The 22,003-nt window shown below is 42.2% G+C and carries 26 protein-coding genes and 1 riboswitch; of the genes, 3 read left to right on the top strand and 23 right to left on the bottom strand.

Annotated elements, in window-relative coordinates; translation table 11 throughout:
• Positions 1-8: 8 nt before the first annotated feature.
• Positions 9-950 carry an ACP S-malonyltransferase gene (fabD, locus tag IMZ28_RS03275; protein ID WP_197549323.1) on the bottom strand — a complete coding sequence of 314 codons (942 nt, stop codon included), beginning with the start codon at positions 948-950 and terminating at the stop codon, positions 9-11.
• 115 nt (positions 951-1,065) lie between these two features.
• Between fabD and rd the strand changes: the two genes are divergently transcribed.
• Positions 1,066-1,233 carry a rubredoxin gene (gene rd / locus IMZ28_RS03270; RefSeq protein WP_197549322.1) on the top strand — a complete coding sequence of 56 codons (168 nt, stop codon included), beginning with the start codon at positions 1,066-1,068 and terminating at the stop codon, positions 1,231-1,233.
• A 7-nt stretch (positions 1,234-1,240) separates the two neighbouring features.
• Here rd and IMZ28_RS03265 read toward each other — a convergent pair whose 3' ends face one another.
• The 4 genes from IMZ28_RS03265 to IMZ28_RS03250 form a co-directional block, all read right to left on the bottom strand.
• On the bottom strand, positions 1,241-1,657 hold the full coding sequence (locus IMZ28_RS03265; RefSeq protein ID WP_197549321.1) for a restriction endonuclease: 417 nt from the start codon (positions 1,655-1,657) through the stop codon (positions 1,241-1,243).
• A 146-nt stretch (positions 1,658-1,803) separates the two neighbouring features.
• Positions 1,804-3,120: an ATP-binding protein gene (locus tag IMZ28_RS03260; protein ID WP_197549320.1), complete on the bottom strand. Its 1,317-nt coding sequence runs from the start codon at positions 3,118-3,120 to the stop codon at positions 1,804-1,806.
• Positions 3,121-3,278: 158 nt separating this feature from the next.
• Entirely contained in the window at positions 3,279-3,791 is a 513-nt protein-coding gene (locus tag IMZ28_RS03255; protein ID WP_197549319.1) for an FKBP-type peptidyl-prolyl cis-trans isomerase, read from the bottom strand.
• A gap of 57 nt (positions 3,792-3,848) precedes the next feature.
• Positions 3,849-5,084, bottom strand: a complete 1,236-nt coding sequence (locus IMZ28_RS03250) for a glutamate-5-semialdehyde dehydrogenase (RefSeq protein ID WP_197549318.1) — start codon at positions 5,082-5,084, stop codon at positions 3,849-3,851.
• A gap of 138 nt (positions 5,085-5,222) precedes the next feature.
• On the opposite strand from IMZ28_RS03250, the gene IMZ28_RS03245 reads away from it, so the two are divergent.
• Complete coding sequence (locus IMZ28_RS03245; RefSeq protein ID WP_197549317.1) at positions 5,223-5,987, top strand: pyrroline-5-carboxylate reductase; 765 nt, start codon at positions 5,223-5,225, stop codon at positions 5,985-5,987.
• A gap of 14 nt (positions 5,988-6,001) precedes the next feature.
• Here the strand turns inward: IMZ28_RS03245 and IMZ28_RS03240 are convergent, their stop codons facing one another.
• Genes IMZ28_RS03240 through tolB form a run of 4 tightly spaced genes read right to left on the bottom strand, consistent with a single transcriptional unit; the run spans position 6,002 to position 9,136 of the window.
• Positions 6,002-6,601, bottom strand: a complete 600-nt coding sequence (locus IMZ28_RS03240; protein ID WP_197549316.1) for a L,D-transpeptidase — start codon at positions 6,599-6,601, stop codon at positions 6,002-6,004.
• A complete protein-coding gene (locus IMZ28_RS03235) occupies positions 6,602-7,369 on the bottom strand; it encodes a tetratricopeptide repeat protein (protein ID WP_197549315.1) in 768 nt (255 codons plus the stop codon). It abuts the gene before it with no gap.
• A 6-nt stretch (positions 7,370-7,375) separates the two neighbouring features.
• Positions 7,376-7,873: an OmpA family protein gene (locus tag IMZ28_RS03230; RefSeq protein ID WP_197549314.1), complete on the bottom strand. Its 498-nt coding sequence runs from the start codon at positions 7,871-7,873 to the stop codon at positions 7,376-7,378.
• 21 nt (positions 7,874-7,894) lie between these two features.
• The gene (tolB, locus tag IMZ28_RS03225; protein WP_197549313.1) at positions 7,895-9,136 is read right to left on the bottom strand and encodes a Tol-Pal system protein TolB; all 1,242 of its coding nucleotides are present in this window, start codon (positions 9,134-9,136) and stop codon (positions 7,895-7,897) included.
• A 607-nt stretch (positions 9,137-9,743) separates the two neighbouring features.
• Between tolB and IMZ28_RS03220 the strand changes: the two genes are divergently transcribed.
• A complete protein-coding gene (locus tag IMZ28_RS03220; RefSeq protein WP_197549312.1) occupies positions 9,744-10,523 on the top strand; it encodes a carbonic anhydrase in 780 nt (259 codons plus the stop codon).
• A 63-nt stretch (positions 10,524-10,586) separates the two neighbouring features.
• Here IMZ28_RS03220 and IMZ28_RS03215 read toward each other — a convergent pair whose 3' ends face one another.
• From IMZ28_RS03215 to IMZ28_RS03150, 14 genes are all read right to left on the bottom strand, one after another.
• Entirely contained in the window at positions 10,587-11,447 is an 861-nt protein-coding gene (locus IMZ28_RS03215) for a TIGR01777 family oxidoreductase (RefSeq protein ID WP_197549311.1), read from the bottom strand.
• A 310-nt stretch (positions 11,448-11,757) separates the two neighbouring features.
• Complete coding sequence (locus IMZ28_RS03210; RefSeq protein ID WP_197549310.1) at positions 11,758-12,084, bottom strand: hypothetical protein; 327 nt, start codon at positions 12,082-12,084, stop codon at positions 11,758-11,760.
• Between the two features lie 132 nt (positions 12,085-12,216).
• On the bottom strand, positions 12,217-13,413 hold the full coding sequence (locus tag IMZ28_RS03205; RefSeq protein ID WP_197549309.1) for a MopE-related protein: 1,197 nt from the start codon (positions 13,411-13,413) through the stop codon (positions 12,217-12,219).
• Positions 13,414-13,425: 12 nt separating this feature from the next.
• The gene (locus IMZ28_RS03200; RefSeq protein WP_197549308.1) at positions 13,426-14,037 is read right to left on the bottom strand and encodes a porin family protein; all 612 of its coding nucleotides are present in this window, start codon (positions 14,035-14,037) and stop codon (positions 13,426-13,428) included.
• Between the two features lie 116 nt (positions 14,038-14,153).
• Positions 14,154-14,228: riboswitch (cyclic di-GMP riboswitch) on the bottom strand.
• Positions 14,229-14,353: 125 nt separating this feature from the next.
• Positions 14,354-15,130: a TonB C-terminal domain-containing protein gene (locus tag IMZ28_RS03195; protein ID WP_197549307.1), complete on the bottom strand. Its 777-nt coding sequence runs from the start codon at positions 15,128-15,130 to the stop codon at positions 14,354-14,356.
• The gene (locus tag IMZ28_RS03190; protein WP_197549306.1) at positions 15,127-15,513 is read right to left on the bottom strand and encodes a biopolymer transporter ExbD; all 387 of its coding nucleotides are present in this window, start codon (positions 15,511-15,513) and stop codon (positions 15,127-15,129) included. The genes IMZ28_RS03195 and IMZ28_RS03190 overlap by 4 nt, the downstream gene beginning before the upstream one ends.
• A gap of 3 nt (positions 15,514-15,516) precedes the next feature.
• Positions 15,517-16,092, bottom strand: a complete 576-nt coding sequence (locus tag IMZ28_RS03185; protein WP_197549305.1) for a MotA/TolQ/ExbB proton channel family protein — start codon at positions 16,090-16,092, stop codon at positions 15,517-15,519.
• A gap of 1 nt (position 16,093) precedes the next feature.
• A complete protein-coding gene (atpC, locus tag IMZ28_RS03180; RefSeq protein WP_197549304.1) occupies positions 16,094-16,480 on the bottom strand; it encodes an ATP synthase F1 subunit epsilon in 387 nt (128 codons plus the stop codon).
• 120 nt (positions 16,481-16,600) lie between these two features.
• Positions 16,601-18,001, bottom strand: a complete 1,401-nt coding sequence (gene atpD / locus IMZ28_RS03175) for a F0F1 ATP synthase subunit beta (RefSeq protein WP_197549303.1) — start codon at positions 17,999-18,001, stop codon at positions 16,601-16,603.
• Positions 18,002-18,015: 14 nt separating this feature from the next.
• Positions 18,016-18,900: an ATP synthase F1 subunit gamma gene (gene atpG, locus IMZ28_RS03170; RefSeq protein ID WP_197549302.1), complete on the bottom strand. Its 885-nt coding sequence runs from the start codon at positions 18,898-18,900 to the stop codon at positions 18,016-18,018.
• A 12-nt stretch (positions 18,901-18,912) separates the two neighbouring features.
• Positions 18,913-20,427 carry a F0F1 ATP synthase subunit alpha gene (atpA, locus tag IMZ28_RS03165; RefSeq protein ID WP_197549301.1) on the bottom strand — a complete coding sequence of 505 codons (1,515 nt, stop codon included), beginning with the start codon at positions 20,425-20,427 and terminating at the stop codon, positions 18,913-18,915.
• Positions 20,428-20,453: 26 nt separating this feature from the next.
• A complete protein-coding gene (locus tag IMZ28_RS03160) occupies positions 20,454-20,981 on the bottom strand; it encodes a F0F1 ATP synthase subunit delta (protein ID WP_197549300.1) in 528 nt (175 codons plus the stop codon).
• 2 nt (positions 20,982-20,983) lie between these two features.
• A complete protein-coding gene (locus tag IMZ28_RS03155) occupies positions 20,984-21,532 on the bottom strand; it encodes a F0F1 ATP synthase subunit B (RefSeq protein ID WP_197549299.1) in 549 nt (182 codons plus the stop codon).
• An 11-nt stretch (positions 21,533-21,543) separates the two neighbouring features.
• The gene (locus IMZ28_RS03150) at positions 21,544-21,966 is read right to left on the bottom strand and encodes a FoF1 ATP synthase subunit B' (RefSeq protein WP_197549298.1); all 423 of its coding nucleotides are present in this window, start codon (positions 21,964-21,966) and stop codon (positions 21,544-21,546) included.
• Between the last annotated feature and the right edge of the window lie 37 nt (positions 21,967-22,003).

Genomic DNA, 22,003 nt, shown 5'->3' with positions numbered 1-22,003 from the left:
GCAGTAATTTAGCTTAGTTTGCCTATCTCTTCCAATGCATTTGCCAGAGACTGCATATCTGAAACCACAAAATGTGGTTTCTTGGTCGCTTTTCTGTTCAGCCCTTTGAGCACACCGCCGTGACCGAATTCAACATAACAGTCCACCTCTTCATCAAATTTTGCTATAGACTGTTTATAGAGGACAGGAGAGACCAGCTGTTTGGGCAACAGTTCCAGTGCTTCTTCTTTTGTAGAGTACTTTTCAGCTGTCACATTGGAGATCACCGGTGCTGTAAACTCATCCCTAAGTACTTCTTTAAGTTTTTCAGATAACGGTACAGTCGCACTCTCCAACAGAGGACAGTGGGAAGCTACCGACATATTGAGCAGCATTGCCCTTCTGGCTTTTGCCTCTTTTAGAACAGGTTCCAGTTTTTGCAGATCCGGTTTAATACCGGCGATCACGATCTGTCCTTCGGCATTATAGTTTACCGGCCATACCTGCAACCCTGCTTCTCTCTGTTCTTCACAGATATTCTCTACGGTCTTGTCATCCAACCCCAATGAGACCAGCATTCCGACATCCTGACCTTCACATGCCTGCGCCATCAGCTTGCCACGCAGATTAACCAGCTCGACCGCATCAAGCGGATCGATCGCACCTACGGCCGTAAGTGCCGAGAATTCACCCAAAGAGTGCCCCAGTGCGAACACTGGTTTAATTGGCATTTCGTTCTCAAAAAGCTTATGCGCGATCGATGAGACAAGCAAAATAGCAGGTTGCGTGAACTCTGTCTTCTCAAGTTGATCATTCTCTTTAAAAAGCAATGTCTCAAAATCGATACCCGTTCGTTCACTTGCATCTGTGATCATCTGTTTTGCGATCTCTGAATTGTTAAAAAAATCCTCTCCCATACCTACTGCCTGGGAACCTTGTCCGGGAAATAAAAATGCACACTTGATTGACATATTGAAGTCCTTTGTTTCAAAGCGTGACTGCACAGATATTGCACAGTAGCTTTAGTAAAATTAGTTTAGACATTTTACCATTTTTAAATAAATCCGATACCAGAAGGGAGATAAGATGGAACAAAAATATATCTGTACAGTATGTGAATATATCTATGATCCCGCAATTGGGGATCCCGACAGCGGTATTCCTCCGGGGACACCATTCAAAGAACTTCCTGAAGACTGGGAATGCCCGGACTGTGGTGTTTCAAAAGAAGATTTTGAACCTTATGAGGAGTGATTGCCGGTTATTTTATCAGCTGTGAGATCCTTTTCACCACACCCTCTCCATTGATCAGTTCTATCTTCTTGTCTTCAACGAACCTATAGCACTCTTTGGTAAATTCACTGGTAGTAACAATAAATGCTTTATCGACTTTATATTCATACATAAGTCCATACATCTCTCTGATCACTTTAATGGTCACTCTGGCATCTTCATACTTTTTACATTGTACGATTGCGGACATACGCCACTTTTTCATCCAGAGATCGACACCGCCATCTGCACCCTTTCCGGCATTTTCTGTCACCTTCCATCCCTCTTCCTCAAAAAGCAGTTTAGATAGATACTCAAATTCACTCCAGGTAAGTTTTTTAAGTTTTTTGACCGTTCTGTACCGCTTCAAGTAACGTTTGGATGGGGATAAGGCAAAGAAATACACAATTCTCCATAGCAAGAGAATAGAAAAAAGAAAGAGTATTCCAATAGAATATATTTGGGTGTCTGTATAGATCTGCATAAAAGATTATAGTCCAATTTTTCAACTGAACAACAGAAATATGTCAAATTGACATACTCCTAAAGCCGTTACTTTCGTTTCTTCAGATAACTTCTGATCTCACTCAGCAGTTTTGTCAATTCCACATGGTATTTACCGGTATAGACAGGGAGCATATCCAGATTGTCATAGACAAAAAGCAGGCTGATCTTTTCTGCAAGCTGTGCAATACGCTCAGCTCCGATAAGGTTGGCATTTTTCTCCAGATCGATCGCAAACTCCTTGATCTGCCATGCCGCTTTGCTTTTTGCAATATCTCTGAAGTAGACATCAGAGTGATCGAACGTCTCTATAAATTTTTCAAGCTCTTTTGCATAATCAACGCCTGCTTTTTTCATCTTCTTCTCACCTGCTGCAACATTCAACACCTGGACCGTATCTTGCTTCCTGGCAGGAGAAAGCACACTGGGTTTCAACTCAGATTTGACCTTCTCCATACTCACATAAGCCTCTTCACTCTTTTTAAAAGCATCTATGATATATTTTTCCATATTGATAATCGGTTTTTCCGGTTCTCTTTTGATCTTTCTCTCTTTGACATCCTCTTCAAAAAGCGAGATGATCAATTCATAGATACTCTCTTGCATCACAGGCTTGACAAGATATGCAGAAAGATATTTCTTGTTCATTACTTTCGCATTATCGGCATCCTGAAGGATCACCAACTTGAGGTCATGCTTTTGTTGCACCTTCTGTACCAGTTCCTCTATACCTTCGGTCAACAAAGAATCTTCCAATACAAAAAGATCATAGTGTGCCAGGTTGCTGCCTCTTTCTTTATATGCTTGCGCACCTACATCAACTTCGTAAAGGAAATATTTGAACATTTTCTGAAGACTTTCTGAAATGATTTTGCTTTTGCAAATAAGCAATACATTCTTCCCAAGCATTCCAATATCCGGCAGACGGTAATAACGTCTGTTCCCAAGATCTTGCAGTTTAAACGGGACAGAGATAGAGATCCGTTCAGTCTCTTCTGCATAGGAAGCTGTTGCATCAAGTCTATCCAGCAACGGTTTCAGACGTGCATCAAAAAAACTAAGAGCCTTTTCCCGGCTAATGCCAGTATTATCTATGGCAAAAGTGATGAACTCTTCGTAGAGAAAATCTTTGGGGGCATATAAAGAGAGTATCACTTCATGTTTGTGTGTATTTTGAAATACAAACATCAGAAGCTGTGTTAGAATATGGGTAACGGATGCTGCATCACCACGCAACTCTTTGGGGATCGTCGAATCAATATCATAGACCAGCTCTATTTTTTCCTCTTCTCTTACTTGTTCAAGAGCAGAGTAGATCGTCATCAGGACCATATTGATATCAAAAAACTTCTCTACTTCTTTCATCTTTTTCTCCCCTCTGCGCACGATAGTTCCAGTTCAATATACTCTATCTTAACACAAAACCTATAATAGTCACGTTTCAATATATTATACTGATGGTAAAAAAGGAAGAAAGGTGAGAATAACTTTCCCCTTCCGGCATGAAGGGGAGAAAAAAAGAATTAGTGACAGCCGCACCCTGAACCGCAGCTTTCACTTCCATGGCCGCCACCGACCTGACCGGTTGCAGCTTCATCTGCTGTTGCTTCTCTTGAAGAGAGAACTGTAACAGAGAACATTAGGTCTTTCCCCGCCAAAGGGTGGTTAAAATCGATCGTCACTTCTTTGTCATTGAACGATTTTACAACAACCTGAACAGTTTGTCCATTTTCACCCTGTCCGTAAAGTGTCATACCTTCCTGAAGATCCACACCCTCGAACTGCTCGATCGGAAGTACCTGTACTGCTTCAGGATTCACCTCACCGTATGCATCTGCAGCTTTTACAAGAATATCGGCACTCTCGCCTTCATTCATGCCTACCAATGCATTCTCAAGACCGGGAATGATCTGTCCTTTGCCCATTACGAACTCAAGTGGCTGTGCACCTTTGTTGGAGTCTACGATCTCTGTAGTACCCGCTTCTTTTACTTCGTACTCAATTCCTACTACACTGTTTTCTTTTTCAATTGCCATGTATTTTTCCTAATATTTAGATTTGTGACATTCTATCTAAGCAAACTTAATGAACTATTATTGCCGTATCTGCCCACTTCCGTAAATCTTGAATTTGTAGGTCGTCAAGCCTTCAATCCCCATAGGCCCTCTTGCATGCAGCTTGTTGGTACTGATACCTACCTCAGCCCCAAATCCGAATGCACCGCCATCCGTGAAACGTGTTGAGGCATTGACATAGACTGCCGCAGCATCAATAGCATTAAGAAACCTCTCTGCTGTTGTAATGTTCTCTGTAATGATCGCTTCAGAGTGTCCCGATCCAAAACGGAGGATATGATCGATTGCTCCTTCGACACCATCAACCACACGGATATTCAAAATATTTGCAAGATACTCCGTGTCATAATCTTGCTCCGTTGCTCTCTCTACATCAATACTTTTACGTGTTTCATCACACCCTTTGAGTTGTGTATGAGCACTGTCAAATACCTCTTTCAGCTGAGGCAGCACTTCTTCTGCTATCACCCTGTCCACAAGCAGTGTCTCCATAGCATTACAGACTCCGGGACGCTGTACTTTGGCATTGAGTGCAATAGCAATGGCATTCTCAATATTTGCATCTGCATCAATATAGGTATGACACTGTCCTTTATCGTGTTTGACTACCGGTACGGTCGCATTCTCACTAACATACCGAATAAGCCCTTCCCCACCACGCGGTACAATAAGATCTACATATCGATCCATCTTTATCAACTTGGAAACACCCTCACGTGATGCATCCGGAAGAAGTGAAATAAGCGCCTGGGGCAGACCATTTGCTTTAAGTACACTTTGCAATACTTTTGCAATAGCCACATTGGAATGCTGTGCCTCCTTTCCTCCTTTGAGTACGCACACATTGGAACTTTTAAAAGAGAGTGCTGCTGCATCTGAGGTGACATTTGGTCTTGACTCATATATGATTCCGATCACACCTATAGGAATGGAAACCTTCTCAATCTTGAGTCCGTCCTCAGTCAACCATCCGTCCAGTACACGTCCGACAGGATCTTTTAATGCAGCGATCTCCTCGATCGCTACTGCCATTGCTTCGATACGTGTTTCATCCAGAAACAACCTCTCTTTCAGTGCAGGAGTCAGGTCATTCTTGTCCGCATCAGCCATATCAAGCGCATTTGCATTAAGGATCTCTCTGCTTTGCATACGCAGTGCTTTGGCCATTTCCCGCAGTACACGGTTCTTTTGAGCACCGTTCAGCTGCGCCAATACTCTGCTAGATGCTTTCGCCTCTTGTAAAAATACTTCCATGAAACATATCCTCATAAAATAGTTGCCGTATTATACCAAATATATTTCACTTGGATGAAGAGATGATTACCTATAACCAATCAGCATAAATGCATTTATGCTATAATCACTTTAATTCAAAATCAAAGTGAGGCATTGATGCAAACCATCACATTTATTGGTAACGGAAACATGGCTAAGAGTATTGCCCAGGGGCTTAAAGGCAAATACAATATCGAAGTGGTCGGACGCAATATGGAAAGACTTGATGCTTTTGAGGCAGCACTGGGAAAAAAGGTAGAGAAATTCCCTCTGGATGATTTTGATATTACAGACAAGACTATCCTGCTGTGTGTAAAGCCGGGGAATCTGGAAAGTGTCGCAAAACAGCTGAAAGGAAAAGCCAAACTGCTTCTCTCTGTACTTGCAGGCGTACCTGTTGAGAAACTTAAGAAAAAGATCAAAAGCAAAGCAGTGGTAAGAGCAATGCCGAACCTGGCTGCGTCAGCAGGTGCTTCCATGACAACCCTTACAGGTGATGCAGAGCATAGAGAAGAGGCTGAAGTGCTTATGCGCAGTGCAGGCAGTGTTTTATGGCTGGAGAGCGAAAAAGAGATCGATATTGCAACGGCATTGGCAGGTTCAGGCCCTGCCTATCTTGCACTTATAGCAGAAGCACTTGCAGACGGTGCGGTCAATCAGGGACTTAAACGGGAAGATGCTATGCTGGTAATGCGGGGGCTCTTTGCCGGATTTGGTAAACTCATTCAGGAAATGCATCCTGCCTTGCTGAAAGACAGTGTTATGTCCCCAGGTGGCACTACTGCTGCCGGATACAGTACTTTGGAGAAAGGCAGGGTTCGGGCAAGTTGTATGGAAGCTGTAGAGAAAGCCTATAAAAAAGCGGTTGATCTTTCCTCCTGAGCATTTTCCATTGCTTATCTATCCAGGTAGATACGTCTGAGATCCTCTTTGGCAAAAGGCATATAGCTATGTCGGGTGATCACAACCGGCATACCGTACCGTGACCACTTGTAGATGACCGGAACATCTTTGGGATCAACATGGATACATCCATGCGACATCCAGTCAACACTTCCTTTATGCAAGGCATGCCCTCCCTTTGTAAACTTCATCATATAATCCATATTGTTCACTCCGCTCTCATCAGGGTAGAGTGTCGACATATGGTGACGCTTCTTCTGGATAATGCTAAAAACCCCTGAAGGACTTCTGAATTGAGGGGCACCCGAAGTGACTGCCCCGCTCCACCACACCGTACCATCTCTGTCTACTGCATAAAAACGTCCGTCACTTCCCTCTTCCCGTACCGAAACCAAAATAAAGTCCTTCCCGCTCAGGTCAACCAGCCGTTCTTTCCCGCTTTGAAGATGAATGACCTGAAAAAGTGTTTTGGACACAGGTACCACTTCATGTTTAAGCGGTACAGGAGGCGCATCCGGATCATACTCTACCTCTGCCAATAAAAAGAGGGGCAACAGGAGCAACCAGGGCAAAGAACGTAGACAATGCAGCATCTATATCCTTTTCAGTTTCTCTTTGGCAATGGCAGAGGATTTTTTATCGGGATAGTTATCAATAACATTGTTATAAAAGACTTTTGCCTGCTCTTTCTCCCCGGTCTTGTCGAGTGAGACAGCCGTATGCAGAAGCAGTACATCCATATAGCTTGCCCGATCATACAGGCTGGCACTCTTTTTGTAGTAGAAGATCGCATCTTGATACTTTCTGGTATAGTAGGCGATCTCCCCGAGATAATAATTGGAAGCTGCCGGCTTATATCCCTTTGATGAAGTAAGTATAAAACGTTTTGCGGCCTCTTCATAGCGTTTTTTGACAAAAAGTCTGACCCCTTCACTATAAAGTTTTGCCGGAGCTGTCCGTTCCAGTTCATTCTCGGCCCGCTGTTGCTTCTTCACACTTTTTTTCTTTTCTTTGGAAAGAGCCGCTTTTTCTCCATCCAAAATACGCTTAAGCTCTGTTTTGCTTACATAGCTCCTATTGATCTCATCGATCATTTTCCCAAGATCCCGGATAAGCTTCAAGGTTATATTGTTCTCTTCTGCTGAAGATATCCCCTTTCGCTTTGCCATTTTCAATTCAGCCACAGATGCACTCAAGCCTTCAATAAGAGAGGTCAGCCCGTCTATCCGTTCATTCTGTTCCATGACAACACGCTGCAATGCAATAATATTGTTGCGGTTCTGTATCGCAAGATCATCTGCATGTACCAAACCGCTTAACAATACCAGAAGAGCAGGCAGAAGAGATCTTTTTATATGCATCATATTTTACTTCGCCAGACGAAGATCAACTCTTCTGTTCTGTGCATAACACGCATCAGTAGGTTCGCTGCATGCAGGGTTGCTCTCTCCGTAACTGACAAGTACCATCCTCGAAGCCGGAACTCCCTGCATCAAGAGAGAATCTTTGACCGCCTTGGCACGCTTCAGTCCCAATGCATAGTTATATTCATCCGTCCCGAACTCATCACAGTTACCTTCTATCTTTATCTTTCGTCCAGCTTCTTTTTGTGCAACAGAGGCATTCTTCGCAATAGTATTCTCCATACTGGCTGTGATACTGTAAGAATCAAACTCAAAATAGAGGCTCTGGAAACCATCACTGCTGCTGTTTCGTACTGTACTGCCATATCGGCTCTCATCGATACTCACCGTATCGGTATCATAAATATTTCCACTTCCGCCAAGCCCCGGAACAGGTTGTCCACAACCGCTCAAAAGCAGAAGTGCAAGAGTTGCTGCGCCTATAACTGTTTTATTGATCATCTCTTTTCCTTTTTTATGCAATTACCAGTCAATTGCCTGAATCTTTCTTCCGTTTATCGGAAAGAGCAGGCTCTGTTTACTTTGAAGATTGATATATCCCACCGAAGATCCGCTTTCTGTCTGTTTGATGTAGAGTATTACAGAACCATCCGATGAAAAGCGGGGGAATTGGTTACTTCCTGTTGTAGTAAGGGGTCTTGTAACTGTACTGTTCGTTGACGTCAAGTATAGATTGAATGTATTATGCCCGAATGCACTGCTGCTCTCCCGGCTTGTATAGACAATCTTCTCTCCGTAAGCATCACAGGCATTGTTGTTGCGTCCGTGGTAAACTACCTGGGAAACAGCAGAACCTCTAATATCTTTCATAAAGATATTGGCATATCCCAAACGGTTGGAGACAAAGACCATTCGGCCCTCATCATCAACATACTTTCCATTTACATCAATGCCATTGAAATGTGTAATCTTGGTTTTTTCTCCTGTTGCCAGATTGAGTTCGTAAATATCAGGTTGTCCCTGAGGTGCCATAGTAAGCAGGAGTCTTCTTCCATCCATACTGACGTCCGAACAGACCATCATTCCTTCCGATGAGGCTACTTTGGACCTGGCACCATTATAAATATTCAACCGGTAAAGTGTCGGTATCAATCCCCTGTATGAGGTATAGTAAAAGCTTCTCTGGTTCCTGTCTGCCCACTTCGGAAAGAGGTTCAGTCCACCACGAATTATCGTTTTTTCATAAGTGAAAGTATAGTCGGCCAAGACTATTTCGCTGCGTTTTGGAGTCAGATAACGGGAAAAGACAACATATCTGTTGATCCAGTCGATACTTGGATATCTCAATACCTTGTTAATATCAGAGACTGCCTTATGTGCCAAAAAAGGCATTTTTGCTGCAGATGAGATAGCATAACTCTTTTTAAAAAATTCCTTGCCGTCAGATGCTGTGAGGAGTCTTATTGAGAGCTTTGTCCCCTGGGTCTGACTCATCGTATATTTGAGTACATACTCCTGGGATTTTAGTGCAGGGTCAATCACTCCACCGTCAAATACCCCCTTTCGGGGAGTCTCATCAACAAGAAAATGCCCGGAGATCTTAAAATCGGAGAGCAAAATATTGAAAAGCTGCTCATTGGGAAAAGCCGAACCGTCTTCCAGAGCGATACGTGTACGCTGTTCTACATCTTTTTCAATAGTCAATGTGGCATCTACAGCAGACAAGAAATTCAGTGTCACCAATACAAATAGAAGATATCGCAATTATAATCCTTTACACTCACTCATTTAAGAAAATTTTAGATTTTTACTATGCATTGTAACAAGGCGGAGTTGAAACCCCCATTAATAAATATGAAATAACCTGCTCCACCATAAATGAAGATAAAATCTTTCAAATCATATCTTTTAATTGTGGGAGAATTGTAACAAAAGAGTATTAATGAAAATCTTCTTATCAGGTCGTCAAAAACTTTCATCCTTTTATACCGGCTGAGTCAGAAGAATCCAAAATGGATAAAAGACTTCAGGGAGGTCACGCTCCAATCCCGCAGAAAAGTATTGTCATAAATCCAGATCACAATTACTGTTTTGCAGGAGTAAAGAGGTAATACTGATATACTCTTTCAAGTCTCATGTACTGATCTAAACAAAAAGAATACAAAAGAAGTACAGATACACTTTCCGCTGCAAGATATATTTCTTGTGCTATGTTCTATTGAATAAACAGATCAAATATTATGATCTATTTGTCTATTTGTTTTCAATAAAATGAAAAATACCCTCTTTTTGTTCCTTTTTGAGGCCTTTTAACATACCATTTAACCAGACTAATTTAAAATAAAGCTACATTTACACAAAGGAAGAATAGATGAAGAAACACTTAACCTGCTCAGCCATAGCAATCTCGGCATTACTGCTTACAACAACGATTCAGGCAAATGACAAAAAGACCGTCCATCATGAAACGCATACAAAGCACTGGGGGTATATGGGCAATACAGGACCACGCCACTGGAGTGAACTTGATGCAAAATACCATATGTGTTCTGAGGGGAAACAGCAATCCCCTATCAATATCATTCCAACCAAAGATACAGAGCTGAAACCATTGGATATTCACTATAAAGCAGGTTCTACAACTATTGTCAACAATGGACATACTGTACAGATCAATATTGACAAGGGAAGTCTCTTTAACATCGATGGAGTTACATATAAACTTAAACAGTTTCACTTCCATGTACCAAGCGAAAACAATATTAACGGAGATGCATTTCCTTTAGAAGCACACTTTGTACATGCAACAGATGACGGCAAACTGGCAGTTATTGCAGTCATGTTCAATGAAGGAGAGGCTAATCCCGTTTTGGACAAAGTATGGAAAAAACTGCCCACACTGAAAGTAGGGAAAGCTGTAAAATGCGGACTGAGTGCCGATGAGATCAAAGCTTTGATGCCAAAAGACAAAGAGTACTATAAATTCATGGGATCGCTTACAACTCCTCCATGCAGTGAAAATGTCAAGTGGCATGTATTCAAAACCCCTCTTAACGCTTCAAAAGAGCAGATCAATACATTTTTCAGCCTCTTTGGCTTCCCGAACAACAGACCTGTTCAGCCAACAAACGGTAGACTGATAGAAGAGTAGTCTTACACTTTTGTGACAACAACTCTGTTTTTTAATATTGAGTCACTGACTTCTTCAGTGACTCTAATTATTCAATACTTCTCTTAAAGCATCCTCAATCTCTTCAAACTCAAATGAAAATCCCTCCTGTATCAATCTCTCAGGGATCACATTCTGTCCTTCAGTCAAAACTGTCGCTCCTTCGGAAAAAAAGAGCTTCAATACAAATGCAGGCAAAGGGATCAATGTCGGCCGGTGCAGTATCCTTCCCAAAGTTTTCGTGAGGACCTTGTTGGTTACAGGGTTAGGTGATGTAAGATTGTAAACGCCTTCCATGTTCGTATGATCCAATACAAACAGATAGGCTCTGGCAAGATCGTTTATATGCACCCAACTGAAAGCTTCACTGCCGTCTCCTATTGTCCCTGCAATCCCCAATTTAAACGAGGGCAGCATTTTTTCAAGGGCTCCGCCATTTTTACCGAGTACGATACCGAAACGGAATATGACGACTCTTGTCATCTCCTGGGCCTTCATCGCCTCTGCTTCCCAGTCTTTACAGATCGTTGCCAAAAAGTTATTACCATAAGTATAGTTTGACTCACTCATGGGTCCTCCCGTTGCATATATACCCACTGCTGAAGTTGAGAAGAGTATCTTCGGTTTCTGCTTCAGCAATCGTATCGCTTCTACCACTTTTGCAGTCGTTTTTATACGGCTCTCATAGAGTACTTTTTTATAGGCTTCACTCCACCTGTGAATAACAGGAGCACCGGCAAGGTTGATCAGTACGGAAGCCCCTTCTATCATCTTCGCTATCTGAAGAGGTTCATTACGCATTTCCCTGCTGTTTAAAGCCACGATCTCATATCTGTTTTTTTGAAAAACGGTTTTCAGATAACTTCCGACAAAGCCGCTTGCTCCCACAATAGCTATTTTTTGCATAAAGACTCCTCATCGCTGTCCTTTTTTAACACGGACTACACTTTAATACCTTCTTCCACAATAGTATATATTTATGTAATTGATGTGTAAATAGAACAGACAGGATAAAAAGACCGTCTTGCAGCTATGCAAAACGTACCATATTCCGGCAGATCAACACGAAAGACTATACCGATACAGAACTGGAGCTTCACCATCTCACAGCTCTCTATCTCATTTGAAGAAAGTTTTGATAAAGCTCCTGAATTGCAATATCATTTGCGCAACTATCAATTAGGACCAAACCCTGAACGGTCTTAATAAATAATCTTTACTTTAAAAATAATTCCTTGTCAGGTTCCATCTCCTTGATCATATTGTATTTTGAGTAATCACCATCTTTTTTTGCCTGCTGTAACACTTTATTCAGTCTTCTTCTCCACTCATAACGCTCTTTTTGATACTGTTTACGAGCCTCTATCTTCTCTCTTCGTGTTGCAAAAAGTGCTTCTCGTTCAACATGTTCTGCTGCTGACCCTACTAAAGATGAGCCCTTCACTTCTTTTGGATCACTTTGATGTGCTTGAGAGTAACTATCATGGGACCCTTTCGGCGATATGTCACTCTTCGCTTTATTGGTCGGCCAAACAGCATGCATTATATTTTGTGGAATATATCTACCTTTTTTCTCCACCTGAGAAGTTGGCTTCAGCAAACCGTACAGTACTACGCCAACCCCTATAACCAAGATTACTACGACAGCTTTATATTTCAACCTCTACCTTTAAGATTAATAACTGCTATTATAACCATCAACACCGTCACAGTTCATATCTATACCATCGGTATCATTATCATCATTGGCATCAGGATAAATGGAAGCATTTGCATCATTACAGTCTCCATACCAATCCATTGTATAGTAACCATCTCTGTCTCTGTCTTCTCCAATATGTACCAGAGCAGGAGCATACCACCCGATATCAGATCCATTTGACCGTACTTCAATATAATAGGTTTTTTCACTACTACTGTCATTTCTAACTAATTCATATACCCCTGGTGTACCATTATTAATCTCTGTGTGGTTCTCATCATATACATACCACTCATAACTATTCAAGGTGTTTCCACTCATATATCCAGCATATTCAATTACATATGCTGCTGAATATGCAGGAATAGTCACTGTGTAAAAATCTGTATCTGACGTATTATGCAGTGTCCTCATTTGACTGAATATATCATTACGGTGCTGTACTTCCTCATAGGAACCCTGTGTTTCCGGCATTGGCTTTGCACTATTGAAGTCATCATCTTCTTCATAATTATCTGGTGTACCATTTGCAATTGCATCTACACCGGAACAGTCCTGGTCAATACCGTCACCTGCTATCTCAGTTGCAAAGGGATAAATAGTATCATTATTATCATTGCAGTCAAATGGTTCAGAGTATCCGTCATTATCTTCATCTATATGTACACGAACCCCTAACTCATATGAAGTGGCCTCTTCAACACTGTAAGAGCGCACCTTCAAATAAAAAGTTCCTGTATATGTTGCATTAAACTCTATAAAACTATCATAGTCTATATGATCATCATCACTATCCAGTTCATTTCCACTATCATCATACAGATAAAGATATGTATCACCAGTTTCATTCAGGTTTGTTGTAAACAAATCATACACAACTCCTGCCTCCAACTCTACCTTGACCCAGTCATAGTCACCTTGAGGGAAAATACTGCGCCCCTGTAACGGCTCACCGACAGTTATCGTTGATGCAGTTGACATGTTGTTGTCACCTGTTGCTCCTTCAAAGCTATCAGCTTCAGTCGGATAAGCCGGCACATAAGCAGACCCGAATGCATCTCCTGCTCCACTCTCCGAAGTGCTTCCCCCTGTTCCCAAACATCCACTTAAGGCTGTCATTGCCATACCCGATAGTGCGATCAATGCTATCTTTCTATATACTCTTCTCATCTCCAACTCCTTTTAAAACTTATACGAGATACCGATCGTCCATGTATCGGCATTCCAGCTGTCCAATGTACCTACATAGTCAAATCCTGTATCATCATACAAAGAGACATAGTCCATAAACACAGAGATACGTTCTGTTACGCTATAGCTTGTACCCAGTCCCCACTGGAGACCATCCTCATAGGCATCCCCGCCTCTGATATCACTCAGCTGAAGACCTCCGTATCCTAACAATGCATAAAGATTGAAATTGCCTATCGGATATATCGGTTTTAGATACAATCCCCAGCTTGAGAAATCATTATCCAGGGGTATGCCATTATATGTCCCCAGTGTAACGCCTTTATCATAATCCATATTAAAACCAAAACTGTAACGTCCTTCAACAGCTACATACGGGTTAAACTGATAACCTGCCTGGAACAGGAGTGTACTGCTGTCCCAGTTCTCCCTTGAGGTATCGTTATCGACATCAGCCTGTCCAAGGCCTACACCTACATAGAACCCTGTCAAAACCTCTGCCGGTACTTCCACTGCTGGTTCTGAAAGTACAATATTACCTCCTGCATACACAACTCCATTCAGTGCCAGAATCGACACTAAAGACAATACTCCCTTTTTCATTTTCTCTCCTTTTATGTATAGTCAGTTTTACTACCTGATACATACTTGAACACCCCGCATTCCAAAAAGACACTGGAAGCCTTTTAAGCTGCATAACTGTAAAATATGTGTGATTTCTGAGCGGCCTGGCGATCTTGGGAAGACCCATGGCTTTCCGTCCCTGCCTCGCAACAGGTTTGGCTTTATTGCAGAAAATATGACAAAATATATCATATTTTGTTATTTTATACTATAAAACTTAAGAAACGTTTGACTTCTATGATCATCAGAGCCAGAACCAAACAGCAGACTAATAATGGTAAAGCAGGGAAACAACTCAATCTTTTGCAATAAATTCTGCTTCGAACAGATAAGTACGTTTTCCTTTATGAGGACCGAAGCCAAACTCCTGCAGCTGTTTCAGATAGTCACTCAATGCCTCGTTAAAAGCAGGATTGTTCGACTTTCGTTTGATGACAAATTCAAAATAGCCGCTTGGTCTTATTTTAAGATGTACTTTAACCTTCTCACCGGCAAAATCACTTTGTGCCGGCCACCCTTCAAGCATCTCCTGCACCTTTGCAAGATAGGCATCTTCCACACCGCTGTCCATCTCTTTTTGCACCTTCAGTGAATCACTGATATGCATACTCGCACTTGGGCGTTTTTCCCTTATTTCGAACAACTGCTTTTTGGGTTTACTTGAAACTGGCTTGCTGCTAACCTGGATAAGCGGTTTTCTTTTTTCTGTTTTAATATTGGCAAAAAGATCTTTGGGCCTCTTTTTGGGTCTGCTAAGGTTCTGCTCTTTTTTCTTTACAACCTTTTTGACAACCTTCTCTTTGATCACTTTTTTCTGTGTATGCTTTTTTTGTTTTGTGCTCTTTCTTTGCCTCTGAACTGTTTTGGATTTGGTTTGTTTCTTTTGTTTACTGACAACCCTCTTTTTCGGTGATGAAAGCGCTACTTGTATTCGATGCTCGTTTTTTTTGACATAATGCCTCTTCTCCCGTACCTCCCTCTGATTAAAATAAAAAATAAGCAAGCTTACCACTGAGAAGTAGATACCCACCGATGCTACTCCCCAGACTATCCTCAGTATTCTGTGCTTCATAGCGTAATAAGAGAGACCTTTTCAAAACCGGCAGCTTTAACACTTTTAAGCAGATACATCACATCTTTGTACTTCAAGCGCTCATCAGCACGGATATAGACTTCAGTATTCTTGTCGTAATCAACAGACTTGTTGACAAAATCGTCTGCGAACGTTGCGAGAGTGTACTTCTCTTTACCCATATATATCTTCTGGTTTTTATCCATACGTATAGTAAGCGTTTTTGGCTTTGTGACTTTAACAGTTTTGGAACCTTGCGGAAGATCGATCTGTTCCTGGAAAGTGATGGTAGGTGCAGTGATCATCAATATAGCCATCAGTACCAGCATGACATCCACCAGCGGAGTGATATTCAAATCCGGATTGTCATCCCATGAAAACATGGTCTACTCCTCTGTTGTTTGAGAGAGTATCACTTCTGACTGGGAAGCAAGAAGAGAAGAGAGCTCATAGGCTTTACGTTTCAGAATAAGATGAAAACTGTAGGCAAAGATCGCAACTGCAATCCCCGCTGCAGTTGCAATGAGTGCTTCAGAAATAGCTGGCGCAACTACTGTGAGCGAAGCCGAAGACTCTGCTCCAAGTTTGGAGAAAGTTTCCAAAATACCGATAACGGTTCCAAAAAGACCGATAAAGGGAGAGGTTGATGCAATGATAGAAAGCCAGGTCAAGCCTTTGGTTGAGACACGAATGGCATCTGAAGCAGCAGCATTAAGAATGGCTTTATTTGGTTTATTGACACGTGATAGATAAGTAAAAATAAGTGAGTTGTCGGCCACTGATTTTGACTGACCTGTATAGAGTGACTTAAGAGAACGCGCTTCCGAATTGATACGGGCAGAGATAATATAGTAGCGGTCAAGGAATATCCAGAAGGTAGCTATAAAATAGAGTGAAAGCACCAGCAGTACGAAAATGGTGATCGCACTGCTGTTGATGAAATAATCTAGAAGAGAACCCAACTTAAAGAGACTTTCCGATCTGTTCTACTTTACTTACCGCTGCTGCGATAACCGTGTTGGATGACTCAGCCTTTTTGAGAAGTTCTTTTGCCTCATTGAGTGCTTTGGCAAGGTCTGTATCTTCTCCGGAGAGTGCAACAGCACCGTCTACGATACAGGTTGTCTTCTCTTCGTCAACTTTGACATAACCGGAGTTGATGGCAACCGCTACTTCCTTGCCATCAGCTTTTACGATATCGATTACACCGGTATCAAGCAGTGAGACCAAGGTAGCATGTTTAGGAAGTACTCCAAACTCTCCTTCAGACCCCGGAAGTGTTACCTGACGAACATCGTTATCGAATATCACACCGTTTGGTGTGACGATTTCAAGCTTCATTAGTTCCATAGTTTTCCTTTAGTAAACCAAATAGTAAAAGCTCTACTGAAACATAGCTGGCTTCCCAAGCCGACCTCTTAGGTCGACTCGGTTCCAATGTAACTTTATGAGCTTTGCTTTTGAAGCGTCCTATTTAGAATTGATCTTATCGTTTTTCGCAATAGCCTCAGCCATATTTCCTACCATATAGAATGCTGCTTCATTCATATCATCATATTTACCTTCAAGAAGACCTTTGAATCCTTCAATGGTATCTTCCAATGTAACATATACACCTGGTGACCCCGTAAATACTTCTGCAACATGGAACGGCTGAGAAAGGAATTTTTCGATCTTTCTAGCTCTTTCAACCACAAGTTTGTCATCTTCGGAAAGTTCATCCATACCAAGGATTGCAATAATATCCTGAAGATCTTTATACTTCTGAAGTGTCTGCTGGACACCACGTGCAACTTCATAGTGCTCATCACCAATGATCTGAGGATCAAGCATTCTTGAAGTTGAATCCAATGGATCGACCGCAGGGTAAATACCTTTTTCAGCAATAGACCTGTTAAGTACAGTCGTTGCATCCAAGTGGGCAAATACAGATGCCGGTGCAGGATCGGTCAAGTCGTCCGCCGGTACATAAACAGCCTGAACGGAAGTAATAGAACCTTTGGTAGTCGATGTAATACGCTCTTGGAGTGCACCCATCTCACGGCTAAGTGTCGGCTGATAACCAACTGCTGAAGGAATACGTCCAAGAAGTGCAGACATCTCTGAACCAGACTGCGCAAAACGGAAGATGTTATCGATAAACATAAGAACATCAAGTCCCATCTCATCACGGAAGTATTCAGCCATAGTAAGACCTGTAAGAGCGATTCTGTTTCTTGCTCCCGGAGGTTCATTCATCTGACCGTAGCACAGAGCAACTTTGTCAAGAACGTTCGATTCTTTCATTTCGAAGTAAAGGTCGTTACCTTCACGTGTTCTTTCACCAACACCCGCAAATACAGAGTAACCGCTGTGTTTCATTGCAACGTTGTTGATAAGCTCCATGATAATAACTGTTTTACCAACTCCAGCCCCTCCGAAGAGTCCTACTTTACCACCTTTGGCATATGGAGCAAGAAGGTCTACAACCTTGATACCAGTTTCAAAGACTTCGGTTTTTGTACTCTGTTCTTCAAACGGAGGAGGATCTCTGTGGATTGACCAGTGCTCTTTTGCATCACACGGTCCGTTGTCATCGATCGGTTCACCGATCACGTTAAAAATACGTCCAAGTACCTCTTCACCTACAGGAACTTTGATCGGAGCACCAGTTGCTTTTACTTCCTGACCTCTTACAAGGCCTTCACTCATATCCATAGCAATGGTTCTTACTCTTTTGTCACCAAGCTGTGCTGCAACTTCCAGTACCAATCTCTGTTCTTTACCATCTACAACAAGTGTAGTTTCCAATGCTTCGTTAATTTCAGGAAGGTAGTCTGTAAAATCTACATCTACTACCGGACCCAAAACCTGAACTATTTTACCTGTCATTACTTCTCCTCTAATTATTTCATTGATTCCATACCACTGATGATCTCTATGAGTTCAGTCGTAATCGCTTCTTGTCTTGCTTTATTATAGGCAACGGTCAATGTTTTGACCATCTCTTTTGCATTTTTTGTCGCTGCATCCATTGCTTGCATACGTGCAGAGTGTTCTGCTGCAAGCGAATCGATAAGAGAGTAATACATTGTATACTCAACATAGCGTTTGACCAATGCATCAAGCAGAGTATCATCTTCATCAGGTTCCACCTCAAGCTCTGAAGCAGAAACTGTGTTTAACTCCAACTTGGACGGATCGACCGGAAGAACCTGATCTTCTCTGATCTCTTGTGTGATCATATTCACATATCCGTTGTGTACCATGATGATCTTGTCTGTCTCACCATTCAGATAAGCTTGTGAAACTTCAGAGATGAACTCAGCCGCCGTCGCATAATCAGGTGCAGCAGAGAGACCGACTATCTCATTGTTCAACTCTATATTATTGAACTTGAAGTAGTCAATACCTTTTCTTCCTACCGCTCTAAGACGTACTTTGACGTTTGCCGCTTTGTACTCAGCAATCAGCTGGTTGACTCTCTTGATAGTCTGTGCATTAAATCCACCGCAAAGACCTTTGTCTGCCGTTATGAAAACAATATCTACCGTTTGCGGTTTCTCTACCGCTCTAAAGTAGACATTGTCAAGATCATCAGTTGCCTTTTGCATCTTCTGCGCGATCTCATTGAGAAGTTCGGTCAGTTTTTCTGCGTAGACACGTGATCTTTTTGCAAGCTCTTCTGTTCTTCTCAGTTTCGCAGAAGAGACAAGTTTCATAGCGTTAGTGGTTTTCTGTGTATTCTTTACACTTCCGATCTTACGCTTAATCTCTTTTAAATTAGCCATGATAAGCCTTTCTTACGCTGCAAATGAAGCTTTGAAATCTTCGATCGCTTTTCTCAACTCTGCATCTGTCTCATCTGTGATCTTCTTGTCATTTCTGATCGCATCAAGAACATTCATATATTTTGCTTCCATAAATGGCATAAGTTCCGCCTCAAACTTCACTACTGATGATGCCGGGATATCATCAAGATATCCATTGGCACCGGCAAAGATGATCACAACCTGCTTCTCAATAGGTACTGGAGAGTATGGTCCCTGTTTAAGAACTTCAACCATTCTCTGACCTCTCTCAAGCTGTGCTCTTGTGTGATCATCAAGATCCGAAGCGAACTGTGCGAACGCCTGAAGCTCTCTAAACGATGCAAGGTCAAGTCTTAGTGTACCGGAAACCTGCTTTGTTGCTTTGATCTGCGCAGCACCACCAACACGTGAAACAGAAAGACCGACATTGATCGCAGGTCTGATACCTGAGTTAAAGAGATCGGTTTCAAGGAAGATCTGACCATCCGTAATAGAGATAACGTTTGTCGGAATATACGCGGCAACGTCACCTGCCTGTGTTTCAATAATCGGGAATGCCGTAATAGAACCGGCACCAAGATCATCGTTCAGTTTCGCAGCTCTCTCAAGCAGTCTTGAGTGTAGATAGAAAACATCTCCCGGGTATGCTTCACGGCCCGGAGGACGTCTAAGGATCAAAGACATTTCTCTGTATGCAACCGCATGCTTTGAAAGGTCATCATAGAAAATAACTGCATGTCTGCCGTTATCTCTGAAGTATTCAGCCATAGTGACACCCGCATATGGTGCAAGGAACTGCAGCGCAGAGGAGTCAGCAGCACCTGCATTGACTACGATAGTGTAATCCATTGCACCGTGCTCTTCAAGTTTTTTAACCGTTGCGGCAACTGTTGACTGCTTTTGACCGATAGCGACATAGATACATACAACATCCTGTCCTTTTTGGTTGATGATCGTATCGATCGCCAGAGTTGTCTTACCTGTCTGTCTGTCACCAATGATAAGTTCTCTTTGTCCTCGACCAACCGGTACAAGTGCGTCGATCGCTTTGATACCTGTTTGAAGTGGCTCATGTACGGACTTACGTGCCATGATCCCCGGTGCTTTCTCTTCAATGAACTTCTCTTCTGTTGCCTCTACAGCACCTTTTCCGTCAAGCGGCTCACCAAGCGGGTTGATTACTCTGCCCATCAGGCTGTCGCCTACCGGTATTTTCAGAAGGGTTCCGAGTCTTTTAACACTCATCCCCTCTTTGATTCCTGCACTGCTACCCAATACAACGACACCGACATTTGCCTCTTCAAGGTTAAGAACAAGTCCTTTTGCACCATTCTCGAACTCTACAACCTCTCCGGCCATAACATTGTTAAGACCGTAAACTGTTGTAATACCGTCTGCGATACCTACTACTTTTCCTACTTCGTTGATGTCTACATCAATCTCAAAGTTCTCTATTCTCTCTTTGATGATCGAACTTATCTCATCTGCTTGCAATTTTACTGCCACTGATACTCCTTTCTATTAATAGATAACTACAAAGATTTCTTAATGAAATCAATTAGCTGTTCTTTAACTCTCTGCTTGGAGAAGTTAACCTCAATTCCCAAATCATCCACTGAAACACGCATTCCGTCAAGATCTGTCTTTTCCTGCTTCAACTTGATCTTTGACCCTGTATAGCTGGTAAGTGTCTCTTCGAGTTTCTTCAACTCCTCTTTATCCAGTTTCTTGTTGCTTTTAAGTACACCTTCATACTTGTTAGATGCTTTTTGCAGGTCTGCATTGAGTACTTTCGCGATCGCAGGAATCAGATCAAGTCTTTTGTTCTCACCGAGGATCTTTATGAAGTTTACCAACACTTTGTCTGCCTCATCACCCAAAGCTGAGAGAATCATCTCAGTCTTCTTCTCTGCCGAAACGATCGGAGAAGTCAATGCTGTCATTACTTCATCGTTTGAAATGGCCTCTGTCAAGATATTCAGTATTTTTGAATCAGAAGCAACATCTTTACTTGCTGAAGAGAGGGCTGATGCATATCGTTTTGCGATTAACTCTTCCATACTTATGCCACCTTCTTAGAAATAATGTCGACCACTTTAGCCTGATCAAGCATAATGTCGTCAGTTGTAATGTTTTCACTCAATACTTCGTCGATCGCTTCTCTTGAGGCTTTACGTTCCTCAAGTGCAATCTTCTCAGCATACTGCTTCTCCATCACTTCCAACTCTTGAGCATTTGCTTCAGCGATCTTCTGAGCCAGTATAGCTGCCTCTTTTTTTGCATCTTCTATGATCTGCTCCGCTTTTTTCACACTTTCATCCAAACGAGCCTGAGCCTCTTTTTTCTCATCTTTGGCAGCCTGAAGCTTCTCTTCTATCTCTTTAAGCTGAGATGCGATCCCCTCTTTTCTTCCTACAAAGAAGTTCTTGATAGGATTGGCAAGAAGATACCAGAGCAGTGCCGCAAAGATCGTGAAGTTGATCACTCTCGGCCAGAAGTCACTCTCCCTTCCTGTCTGTGCGAAATAACGGCTCGCTTCCTCTCCATGTCCACTACTTGCCAAAAGAAGCGCAGGCAGGACAAGCAGAGATACCAGTAAAACTTTTTTCATATCCATCCTTCCTATAACTTGCTGAACTTAGCTTTGAGGCTCTCTTTGAAAAGAGGCATTTGGGAAAGAAGCTCATTTTTAAGATTCTCTTTCTCTGAAGCCAGCTTCTCAGTGAACTCTGCGTACGCCTTATCCAACTCGGCTTGTTTTGTTTCGACTTTACTTGCCGCCAAAGCTTTCTCTTCTTCAATGGCTTTCTGTCTGATCGCAGCAGCTTCACTCTTAGCCTTGCTAAGGTTCTCTTCCGCTTTGGCATTGAGTTCATCGCTGTTGCCGCTCAAGCCCTTTGCCGCTTCCAAATCTTTTGCAATGGAACGATCACGATCGTCCATGAATTTCAACAACGGTTGAAACAGCATACGATTTAAAACGACAAGAAGGGTCAGGAACAACGCCAGGACGAACAACATCAATGGTAAATGTATGTCAAGCATTCAAACTCCTCTAGTAATTTCGCAATATATTACCATC

It is taken from the genome of Sulfurovum indicum (genome assembly GCF_014931715.1).
Lineage (GTDB): Bacteria > Campylobacterota > Campylobacteria > Campylobacterales > Sulfurovaceae > Sulfurovum > Sulfurovum indicum.
Note: the sequence above shows the minus strand (reverse complement) of the source record. Positions and strands in the feature narration are given on the sequence as shown.

Bases quoted from the DNA above. Each gene is read 5' to 3' on its own strand.
- IMZ28_RS03195 (WP_197549307.1), bottom strand. From the start codon at position 15,130: ATGAAGCACAGAATACTGAGGATAGTCTGGGGAGTAGCATCGGTGGGT.
- IMZ28_RS03190 (WP_197549306.1), bottom strand. From the start codon at position 15,513: ATGTTTTCATGGGATGACAATCCGGATTTGAATATCACTCCGCTGGTG.
- IMZ28_RS03205 (WP_197549309.1), bottom strand. From the start codon at position 13,413: ATGAGAAGAGTATATAGAAAGATAGCATTGATCGCACTATCGGGTATG.
- fabD (WP_197549323.1), bottom strand. From the start codon at position 950: ATGTCAATCAAGTGTGCATTTTTATTTCCCGGACAAGGTTCCCAGGCA.
- IMZ28_RS03155 (WP_197549299.1), bottom strand. From the start codon at position 21,532: ATGAAAAAAGTTTTACTGGTATCTCTGCTTGTCCTGCCTGCGCTTCTT.
- IMZ28_RS03220 (WP_197549312.1), top strand. From the start codon at position 9,744: ATGAAGAAACACTTAACCTGCTCAGCCATAGCAATCTCGGCATTACTG.
- IMZ28_RS03210 (WP_197549310.1), bottom strand. From the start codon at position 12,084: ATGCATGCTGTTTGGCCGACCAATAAAGCGAAGAGTGACATATCGCCG.
- IMZ28_RS03260 (WP_197549320.1), bottom strand. From the start codon at position 3,120: ATGAAAGAAGTAGAGAAGTTTTTTGATATCAATATGGTCCTGATGACG.
- IMZ28_RS03160 (WP_197549300.1), bottom strand. From the start codon at position 20,981: ATGGAAGAGTTAATCGCAAAACGATATGCATCAGCCCTCTCTTCAGCA.
- IMZ28_RS03240 (WP_197549316.1), bottom strand. From the start codon at position 6,601: ATGCTGCATTGTCTACGTTCTTTGCCCTGGTTGCTCCTGTTGCCCCTC.
- IMZ28_RS03215 (WP_197549311.1), bottom strand. From the start codon at position 11,447: ATGCAAAAAATAGCTATTGTGGGAGCAAGCGGCTTTGTCGGAAGTTAT.
- IMZ28_RS03245 (WP_197549317.1), top strand. From the start codon at position 5,223: ATGCAAACCATCACATTTATTGGTAACGGAAACATGGCTAAGAGTATT.
- atpC (WP_197549304.1), bottom strand. From the start codon at position 16,480: ATGGAACTAATGAAGCTTGAAATCGTCACACCAAACGGTGTGATATTC.
- IMZ28_RS03255 (WP_197549319.1), bottom strand. From the start codon at position 3,791: ATGGCAATTGAAAAAGAAAACAGTGTAGTAGGAATTGAGTACGAAGTA.
- atpD (WP_197549303.1), bottom strand. From the start codon at position 18,001: ATGACAGGTAAAATAGTTCAGGTTTTGGGTCCGGTAGTAGATGTAGAT.
- rd (WP_197549322.1), top strand. From the start codon at position 1,066: ATGGAACAAAAATATATCTGTACAGTATGTGAATATATCTATGATCCC.
- IMZ28_RS03230 (WP_197549314.1), bottom strand. From the start codon at position 7,873: ATGATCAATAAAACAGTTATAGGCGCAGCAACTCTTGCACTTCTGCTT.
- IMZ28_RS03235 (WP_197549315.1), bottom strand. From the start codon at position 7,369: ATGCATATAAAAAGATCTCTTCTGCCTGCTCTTCTGGTATTGTTAAGC.
- IMZ28_RS03200 (WP_197549308.1), bottom strand. From the start codon at position 14,037: ATGAAAAAGGGAGTATTGTCTTTAGTGTCGATTCTGGCACTGAATGGA.
- IMZ28_RS03250 (WP_197549318.1), bottom strand. From the start codon at position 5,084: ATGGAAGTATTTTTACAAGAGGCGAAAGCATCTAGCAGAGTATTGGCG.
- atpG (WP_197549302.1), bottom strand. From the start codon at position 18,900: ATGGCTAATTTAAAAGAGATTAAGCGTAAGATCGGAAGTGTAAAGAAT.
- IMZ28_RS03150 (WP_197549298.1), bottom strand. From the start codon at position 21,966: ATGCTTGACATACATTTACCATTGATGTTGTTCGTCCTGGCGTTGTTC.